This is a genomic window from Rhodococcus sp. 14-2470-1a (assembly GCF_002259425.1).
GTDB classification, from domain to species: Bacteria; Actinomycetota; Actinomycetes; order Mycobacteriales; family Mycobacteriaceae; genus Rhodococcoides; species Rhodococcoides fascians_E.
The window spans coordinates 150,254-160,663 of record NZ_NPFZ01000005.1; the positions used below are offsets into that span (position 1 = coordinate 150,254).

The window sequence follows — 10,410 nt, forward strand, 5'->3', positions numbered from 1 at the left end:
CGTGATCCTCTCGGGTGCAAGCTGGTCATTCCGCGGATGGATCGCTCTCGTCGCTCGACCCGAGCGCCCGGCTGATCAGGGCGTCGGTGTCGAGCGCATCGATGTCGTCGTCCGTGACGGAACCGATGTCGACGGCACGTTCCCGGATGACGGTCTCTCGCACCGACACCTGTGGAACGAGTTCGGTCAGCAGGTGGGCTGCCAGCACCGCCGGACTCGGATGGTCGAACACCACAGTCGCTGGCAACCGCAGTCCGGTGGCCTCGACGAGCCTGTTTCGAAATTCGACGGCTGCCAGCGAATCGAATCCGAGATCACCGAACGCCGAATCCATGTCGATGTCGGTCACCCCGAGCACGGCGCTGGTGTGATCGTGTACGAGGGCGTCGACGAGGTCGGACTGCTCGGACACAGACAGCTCGGCTAGAGATGCTCGGAGTTCCGCTCCGCGATCCGTCGGCGAAGCCGCCCGCGTCGTCCGACGTAGCAGCCCTCGCAGGACAGGCGCGACCGACGCGGGTGACGCGTCAAATCGTGCGGTGAGACCGGCGACGTCGAATCGCGCGGGCACGACGACGGCGTCTCCCCTGTCGACGGCCGCGTCGAACAGTGCGAGCGCGTCCTCGTCGGACATTCCGACGATTCCGGATTCCGCCAACCTCCTCGCCCCGGAGTCGTCGAGTCGATCCGCCATGCCTCCGCCACCGCTCCACCGGCCCCACACGAGCGAGGTCGCAGCCATTCCCAGCGTCTGACGGTGCTGCGCCAACCCGTCGAGGAACGTGTTCGCCGCCGCGTAGTTCGACTGACCCGGGCTACCGAGTATGCCCGCGGTGGACGAGAACAACACGAACTTCTCGACGGCGTGATCGATGGTGACGGCGTGCAGCACGAGTGCGGCATCGATCTTCGGCCGAGCGACCGCATCGGTCCGGTCCTCGGTCATGGTCTCCAGCAGCCCGTCGTCGAGAACGCCCGCCGCATGTACGACGCCGCGAATCGGATGAGCGTCGAAGACAGCTCGCACAGTGGCCTCGTCCGCGATGTCGCCGGCCACCACCGTCACACGACCGCCCGCGTCCTCGATGGCGGACACCAGCTCGGGTGCGCCGTCTGCGCCGAGTCCTCGGCGGCTCATGAGAACGACATGTCCCACCGCGTGCGTACGTACGAGATGCTTCGCCACCGTTCCCCCAACCGCTCCCGTACCACCGGTCACCAGCACGGTGTCGGGCCACTGCTGCGGATCTCCGTCGAACGCGGGTGCTGCCGTCAGGCGCGGGGCGTAGATGCCGTCCGTGCCTATGACGATGTCGGATTCTCCGGTGGCCAACGCCGCGGGCAGAGCGCGCAGCGCCGACGGTGCATCGACGCCCGGCAGGGCATCGACGAGCACGATCGTTCCCGCATTCTCCGACGCGGCCGATCGCACAAGGCCTTTCACCGCGGAGTCGGCGACTCCTGCCGTCCATACCACGAGAGTCGTAGCTGCGAGGGCCGGTTCGGACGACCACCGTCGGATGTGTTCGGCAACGTCGTGCAGGCGTCGGCGCGCGGACGACCCCGCGTGGGCATCGAGTCCACCGTCACCCCAAGCCCCGACGACCACGACATCCGTGGCAACCGACGCGGCGTCGGCGATATCGGTAGCCGTACGCACTGTCGCTGCCTCGTCCGCGAGCGCAGCCGCTGCAACCGGATCCGAGGACACGACTGTCCAGTGCGTCGCGGTCGGACTACCGCTCGTGGACAACGGAATCCGCTCGATCACCGACAGCCCATCGGCGACTCCGAGTGCCGAGAATCGGCGCACGGACACCTCTCGCAATGTCAGCGACTCGATATCGACCACCCGGAGTCCGCGATCGTCCACCGCCGTGACCCGCACGGTGTCCGAACCCGTCGCAGCGAGACGCACACGCACGACGTTGGAGCGACTCGGCGTGATTCGGATGCCGGACCAGGAGAAGGGCATCACTACCGAGTCTCCTGCGCCCTGGCGTGCGGTGACCGGTTGCAGGACCGCGTCGAAAAATGCGGGATGGAGTACGTGACCGCTCCCGGTGGCGCCGCCGGACATGAGTGCATCGGCCGAGACCTCGGCGTACACGTCGTCACCGCGAACCCAGACGGCAGTGAGACCACGGAAGGTCCGACCGTAGTCGACGCCTGCTGTCGATGCGGCCGCGTACAGCGCGTCGACATCGACGGCTGTGACATCGTGTGCGTCGCTGGACGGCCACTGATCCGAGTCGGGATCGAGCGCCACGGTGTCGTCGGCGAGTGTGTCGTCGGCGAGTGTGGCGACGGCGTGCAGCGTCCATTCCCCGCCTGCACGCTCGGCCGAGTAAATACTCAGCTCGCGCACTCCTTCTCGATCGGCGCCTGACACCGAAGCCTGCAGTGTCCTGGAGCCGGTATCGGACAGTACGAGCGGGGTCGTCACGGTGAGTTCGCGAACCGTCGAGGATCCGACGGAACTTGCTGTCACTACCGCGATCTCCGCGAACACCGTGCCCGGCACGACCACAGTCGTTCCCATACGGTGGTCGGCCAACCACGGATGAGTAGCCACGGAGATCTCGCTGGAATACAGCGTGGTACCGGTGCCCGCTATCTCCACGGCACCACCGAGTATCGGATGAGCGCTCCGATCGTGTTCCACCACATCGCTGTTGATCCAGTAACGGCGGTGCGAGTAGACGTAGGTCGGGAGGTCGGCAGCGGGAGCACCACTGCCCAACAGCGAAGACCAGTCGACAATACCGCCGCTGACATGAATGCGTGCGAGTGCAACGGACAGCGCTTCTGGCTCGGGTCTACCCGAACGCAGCGTCGGGAATACCTCCGGTGGAGCGTCCGCGTCCGCTACACACGACGAGGCGAGGGACGACAGCGTCGATCCGGGTCCGATCTCCACCATGCGTGCAACAGCCCTGTTGCACAACGTGTTCACTGCGTCCTCGAACCGGACGGTACCAGAGACGTGTCGGACCCAGTATTCGGGATCGGCCATCCCGTCCGTGACGGGTTCGCCGGTGACCGTCGACACGATCGGTATCGTCGGTGATCCGAACTCCAGATCCTCTACCACTGTTCGGAACTCGTCGATCATGGGCAGCATCGACGGTGAGTGGAACGCATGCGATACACGCAGCCGTGTCGTCCGCTCGAACCGGGCCGCGATCGCCTCGACTGCACTCTCGGTGCCGGAAACAACGACTGCCGCAGGTCCATTGACGGCCGCCAATCCCACATCGGAGGTGAGATACGGGCGAACCTCGTCGACCGGTGCACCGATCGCAACCATCGCCCCACCGTCGGGCAAAGCCTGCATGAGGCGTCCGCGCGCGCAGACCAGGCGGACAGCCGACGGCAGGTCCAGCACTCCGGCTACATGAGCAACCGCGATCTCGCCGATCGAGTGTCCGACCAGTGCGTCGGGCTGTACTCCGAGCGAGGTCAGGAACCGATACGTCGCGATCTGCACGGCGAACAACGCAGGCTGGGTGTACTCGGTACGGCCCACCAACTCCGGTGACGCGATCGCCTCACGCAGCGGCGTGTCCAACAGAGGGTCCGCATACGAGCAGACCTCGGCGAGCGCACGCTCGAATGCCGAGTGTGCCGCAGCCGCTTCCGAACCCATGCCCGGCCTCTGTGCACCCTGCCCGGTGAAAAGAAACGCCGTACGCCCGCTTCGGGCTGTACCGGTCATCGCGTTCGCCGACGCATCTCCTGCCACCAAGGCCGTCAGCGCAGTCCGCAGTTCCGACACGTCGCTGCCGACGAGTGCCGCACGGTGTCCCAGCTGGGCGCGCCCCGTCGCAAGAGTGCGAGCTGTTCCGACCGCATCGACGTCTTGATTCGCGGCGAGACCGGCCGCGAGCGCCGCAGCCTGAGTACGGAGCGACTGCGCGGACGTGCCCGACAGCAGCCACGGAATCGACGCGTACGCCTGCGGGACGACACGCTCGGTCGCCGGGGCGGCCTCGAGCACGACGTGCGCGTTGGTTCCGCTGAGCCCGAACGACGACACCGCGGCGCGGAGAGGGCGATCGCGCTCCGGCCACTGCCTGCCGTCGGCGAGCAGTGCGACTCCGCTGTCCTCCCAATCGATATGGCGACTCGGAGTGCCGTCGACGTGCAAGGTGGCCGGCATCTCACGGTGGCGCAGCGCCTGCACCATCTTGATGACACCTGCGACGCCTGCCGCGGCCTGGGAGTGACCGATGTTCGACTTGATCGAACCGAGCCACAGTGGATCCTCTGTGGCCCGCCCGCGACCGTAGGTGTCGATCAGGGCCTGCGCCTCGATCGGATCTCCGAGTGTCGTTCCTGTTCCGTGTGCCTCGACCACGTCGACATCGGCAGTGGTGAGTCCTGCGGAATCGAGAGCCCGCCGGATGACGCGTTGCTGCGCGGGCCCGTTCGGCGCCGTCGGGCCGTTGGATGCGCCGTCTTGATTGACCGCGCTTCCCCGCAGCACGGCCAGGATGTTCCGACCGTTACGCCTAGCGTCGGACAGCCGCTCGAGCACCAGCACGCCGACACCCTCCGAGAACCCGGTGCCGTTGGCGGAGTCGGCGAACGAGCGGCACCGTCCATCCGGTGACAGCCCGCGTTGACGGCTGAACTCGACGAAGATGCCCGGCGTCGCCATGACCGTCACTCCGCCTGCAAGCGCGACTCCGCATTCGCCTGCCCGAAGGGCCTGTGCCGCGAGATGCAGCGCGACGAGTGACGACGAACATGCAGTGTCGACGGTCATGGTCGGGCCTTCGAGGCCCAATTCGTACGCAACTCTTCCCGATACGACCGATCCCGTACCGTAGGCACCTGCGTAGTCGTGGTACATCAACCCCACGTACGTGCCGGTGTCGGTGCCCGCCAACGACGTCGGGTCGATCGCAGCGTGTTCCAGTGCCGTTCTGGAGGTCTCGAGCAACTGGCGCACCTGCGGGTCGAGAGAGTTCGCTTCGAGCGGATCGATGCCGAACAGGTCGGCGTCGAAATCGCCTGCCCCGTCCAGAAAAGATCCCTGACGCGAATAGCTGGTGCCCGGCCGGTCGAGCGTGGGGTCGTAGAGCCGATCGAGATCCCATCCGCGGTCATCGGGGAATCCTCCGACGACATCGCGTCCCGACGCCACGAGGTCCCACAGATCGTCCGGCGACTCGACGCCGCCGGGGTAGCGGCAGGCCATACCGATGATCGCGACGGGCTCGTCCGACGAGACGGCAGGCGCGCGCTTCTGCGGAGTCGAAGTGACCGTGTCACCTAGATCACCGATCAGTTTGCGCGCCAGCACCACTGGAGTCGGATGGTCGAAAACCAGTGTCGCGGGCAGGCGAAGTCCGGTGACCGCCGACAACGCGTTGCGGAGCTCCACGGCAGCGAGCGAGTCGAACCCCAGTTCCTTGAACGGGCGATCAGCGGGCACACCGTCGACGCTGCGATGCCCGAGGATCGTGGCGATGCGCCCGCGGACGAGGTCGGTCACCATCCGTTCCCGTTGTGCCGGATCAGCGGCGGACAACTCGCTGCGCCAGGCGTTCTCGTCGACCACCTGCGCGGCTGCACTGGTACGTCGAACGGTGACGAGGCTACGGAAGGCCGGGTCAGGGCGCTCGCCACGAGACCGCATTCCTGCCAGGTCGAAATCGGCTGCCACGACGGCGGCAAGGTTCGGCGATCGAAGACCGCGGTCGAACAGCGCAAAGGCATCGTCGGTGGCGAGTGGGGTGATGCCACCACGCGTCAGCCGCGAACGGTCGGTGCCGTCCATCGAGCCCGTCATCCCGCTGCCCTGCGCCCACAGGCCCCAGGCCAACGACTGCGCGGGCAGTCCTACACCTCGACGCAGTTCTGCAAGCGCGTCGAGGTAGGCGTTGGCAGCGGAATAGTTGGCCTGGCCGGGAGCTCCGAGAACACCGGCGGTAGAAGAAAACATCACGAACACGTCCAGATCACGCTCGCGAGTCAGTTCGTGCAGATTCCACGCGCCGTGGACCTTGGGAGCCAACACCACGCCGAGGCGCTCGGGAGTCAAGGCACCGAACGTTCCGTCTGCGAGCACACCGGCTGTGTGGATCACGCCGCGGAGCGGCCGCTCGGCGGGGAGCGCGTCGAACACGGCCGACAGCGCCTTGGCGTCGGTGACATCGCAGCGGACCTGCGATATCTCTGCGCCGGCAGAGGTCAATTCGTCGATCAGATCGTCGCTGATTACACTGCGGGACAACAGAGTCAGGTGACGTATGCCGTTCCCGTGCACCAGGTGCCGCGCAAGTTCACCGGCCAATACGCCGGAGGCACCGGTGATCAGTACCGTTCCGTCGGTGCGCAGGCCGTCGTCCGACACAGCGGTATCCGCCCGCACCAGTCGTGGGGTGAACACCTCGGATCCACGCACCACGACGTGGGGTTCTCCTGCCGCGCGGGCGCGTGTGACTGCATCCTCCACATCGATATCCCCGGTGGCAGTCACGAGCACGATTCGGTCCGGTTCCTCCGCAGCGGCAGCACGAACGAGACCGGCCGCGGCAGCTCCGGCTGGATCACCCGGCACCACAACGGCGACGGTCTCGGCGTCGGAGTCCAACGCCTCTCGAAGCTCGGACACGAGCAAGACAAGTGCCGCTTCGACTTCGGTTGCAGTGGAGCCGGAAAGCGCTTCGACGACGGTCGACTCGGCGGCCTCGAGGTCGGTAGCGTTGTCTTCCAACGCAACCTCGACGACCTGGTAGAGGTCACCTGCGTTCTTTCGATGGACCGGCAAAGCGTCGGCAGAGACGGCTCGCACGACGAGTTCGCCGATGCTCGCCACCGGCGCACCCGAGAAGTCCGCGATGTCCACCGACACCGAGAAGTCCCCGACGGGATGCACGCGCACCCGAACATCGTGAGCACCGACAGCATGGATGCGCACGTCCGACCATGAGAAGGGCAGCAGCGCATCGTCGCCCGCGATCGAGGTCAGACCGATCGCATGCAGCGCCGCATCCGCGACCGCCGGATGCAGGTCCACACCGTCGACGTCGACCGGCGAATTCACCGTTGCGTACAGGTCGTCGCCGACGCGCCAGGCTGCGGTCACCGCGCGAAAGGCAGGTCCGTAGTGCAAGTTCGCCTCGGCGTACCCGGCGTAGAGGTCTGCGACGTCGACGGCTTCGGCCCCCGGGGGTGGCCACGAGTCGAGTCGGTTGCCCACGAATACATCACCAGCACCCGTACCGACCGTTCCGGTGGCGTGCGTCTGCCAGCTCCGGTCGCCGAGATCGGTGTCGTCCGACGTCGAGTACACGCCGACGTGTCGGCGGCCGGTGTCGTCGGGAGCGCCGAAGATAACCTGGATCCCGAGGGCAGCGCCGTCGGGAATCACCAGGGGCGCACCAAGAGTGAGGTCCTCGACGACTCCGCAGCCCAGTCGTTCCGCAGCCGCTGCCACGAGTTCGAGGTGACCGGTGCCGGGGAAGATCACGACGTCGCCGAGAGCGTGGTCGGCGAGCCACGGGTGAGTGGCCGTCGACAGCCTGCCCGTGAACACGGCTCCGCCGCCGTCGGCTTGCACGACGGCACCACCGAGAAGCCGATGTCCGGTGGCGTCGACTCCGGCCGAACGCACGTCGCCGACGCTCCAGCCGGCCTCGGGCCAGTACATCTGGCGTTGGAACGGGTAGGTAGGAAGGGCGACTGGTGCGAGACCGCTGCCCATCACCGTCTTCCAATCGACCGCGGCACCATGCACGTGGGCTTCGGCAAGCGAGGCGACGAATCTTTCGGGCCCGCCGTCGTCGCGGCGCAGGCTCGGCACAGTGGCCACGACCGGGCCGTCGGCCGAGTCCGCGGTCTCGGCGATGCCGAGCGTCAAGACCGGATGAGGGCTCGACTCGACGAACAGACCGAAGCCGTCGGCGATGACACGTTCGACGGTCTCCGCGAACCGCACGGTGCCACGCAGATTGGTGAACCAGTACTTCGCGTCCAGTACGGCCGTATCGATCGGTTCACCCGTCACCGTCGAATAGAACGGAATCTCCGACGACCGAGGCGAGAGCCCCGACAACACCTCGTCGAGAGTGGCGCGCAGCGAGTCGACGTGAGCGGAATGCGACGCGTAGTCGACGGGAAGTCGCTTGATCCGTACGTCGTCGGCGACGAGTTCTTCGGTGAGGGCATCGAGTGCCGCGACGTCACCGGACACGACGACCGAGCGCGCGCCGTTGATCGCGGCAACCGACAGCTCGGGGTGCGCGGTGAGCCGTCGTCGTACGGTCTCGGCCGACTCGCCGATCGACATCATGCCGCCGCGCCCCGCGAGGTCCCTGGCGATCGCGCGACTACGCAGTGTGACGACGCGAGCGCCGTCGTCGAGCGACAACGCCCCGGCTACGACGGCCGCGGCGATCTCACCCTGCGAATGTCCGATCACCGCGGCGGGGCTCACACCGCATGCCTGCCACGTGTGCGCCAGCGACACCATGACCGCCCATAGCAGCGGCTGCACGACGTCGACGCGGTCCTGCGGACCCGACAGCTCCTCGAGCAGATCCCACTCGACGTACGACGAGCAGGCCTGCGCGCATTCGGCCATCCGGGCGGCGAACACTGGCGACGAGCTCATCAATTCCGTTGCCATCGATCGCCATTGCGATCCTTGTCCCGGGAAGACGAACACCGGTTCTATCCGGTCACCCGCGATACCCAGAACCGAGACTTCGGTGTCCGACGTGTCCTTCAGTCCACGAGCGGAATCCGCAGGCGTGCGACCGACCATGGCCGCCCGGTGCCGCAGATGCGTCCGCGTCAGGGCGAGGGCGCCCGCAACAGCGTCGTGCTCGATCCCCGGCTCTTCCAACAATGCTGCGATGCTGCGCGCCTGATCATCCCGAGCAGCGGCGGTGCGGCCGGACACCAGAAGCGGCAGTCGTACCGAGCCGAGGGGTCCCGGGGTCCGCTCGTCCGGTGCCTCCGGCGCAGGAGCCTGCTCGAGGATCACGTGTGCATTGGTCCCACTCGCACCGAACGAGGACACGCCTGCGCGTCGAACCCGTTGTACTGCAGGCCAGTGCGTCGTCTCGGTCACCAGTTCCACTGCACCCGCGGTCCAGTCGATCGTCGACGACGGCTCCGACACGTGCAGCGTTGCAGGCACGATGCCCTTGCCCAGTGCGGTGACCATCTTGATGACACCCGCGGCGCCTGCCGCTGCCTGGGTGTGTCCGATGTTCGATTTGATCGAGCCGAGCAGCAACGGACCCGAAGGCCCACGCGTGCGGCCGTACGTGGACATCAGCGCCTGCGCCTCGATGGGATCACCGAGCGTGGTGCCGGTACCGTGCGCTTCCAGCACGTCGACGTCGGCACCCGACAGCCCGGCCGCGGTGAGCGCGCTGCGAATGACACGCTGCTGAGACGGACCGTTCGGTGCCGTCAAACCGTTGGACGCACCGTCCGAGTTGATCGCCGAACCTGCAAGTACCGCGAGAACCGGGTGACCGTTGCGCTGGGCGTCCGACAGACGTTCGAGGACGATCATCCCGACGCCTTCTCCCCACCCGGTGCCGTCGGCATCGTCGGAAAAGGCCTTGCATCGACCGTCGATCGCTAGACCGCGCTGGCGGCTGAACGCGATGAACGAGTCGGGGGTCGTCATGACGGTGGCTCCGCCGGCAAGCGCAAGGGAGCACTCTCGATTGCGCAGAGCCGTTGCTGCCAAGTGCATTCCGACGAGCGCGGACGAGCATGCGGTGTCGACGGTGACGGCCGGCCCTTCCAGACCGAGAACGTAGGAGATACGCCCGGAGATGACGGCGGCGAGAGTGCCGGTACCGAGCGCCGAATCCCGTTCCGCTGGAATCCGATCCAGCAACCCTCGGTAGTCCTGACCGTTCGTCCCGACGTAGACACCCACCTGACCGCCACGAAGCGAGCCCGGTGCGATGCCGCCGCGTTCCAAAGCCTCCCACGAGACCTCGAGCAGCAGGCGCTGCTGCGGATCCATCAGTTCGGCCTCGCGTGGACTGATACCGAAGTGCGCCGGATCGAAGTCCCCCACTGCGTCGATGAAGCATCCGCGACGCACGTAGGAAGTACCCGCGGACTCGGGATCCGGGTCGTATACGGCGTCCAGATCCCACCCACGATCGGTCGGGAAGTCTCCGATGACATCCTCTCCGCGCATGACTTTGTCCCACAGCGCTTCCGGGCTGTCGATACCACCCGCGAATCGGCATCCGGTGGCGACGACGGCGATCGGCTCGGCTCCCTCAGTCTCGACTGCACGCAACCGTTCACGGGTGCGTTGCAGCTCCGCGGTCACCTTTTTGAGATACCGAAGGATCTTCTGGTCCTCGGCCTCGCGCTCCGGAGATCTGCTGCCTGATGCTGCGCTGTCGGTCATGACGG

Annotated in this window: 1 protein-coding gene; it reads right to left on the reverse strand. The window is 66.7% G+C overall.

The genetic code is table 11. The features are described 5' to 3' along the window. Positions 1–25 precede the first annotated feature (25 nt). Positions 26–10,405, reverse strand: a complete 10,380-nt coding sequence (locus CH292_RS29175) for a type I polyketide synthase (RefSeq protein WP_094653969.1) — start codon at positions 10,403–10,405, stop codon at positions 26–28. Positions 10,406–10,410 lie beyond the last annotated feature (5 nt).

Coding starts and splice junctions, on each gene's coding strand:
- CH292_RS29175 (WP_094653969.1), bottom strand. CDS start 10,405: ATGACCGACAGCGCAGCATCAGGCAGCAGATCTCCGGAGCGCGAGGCC.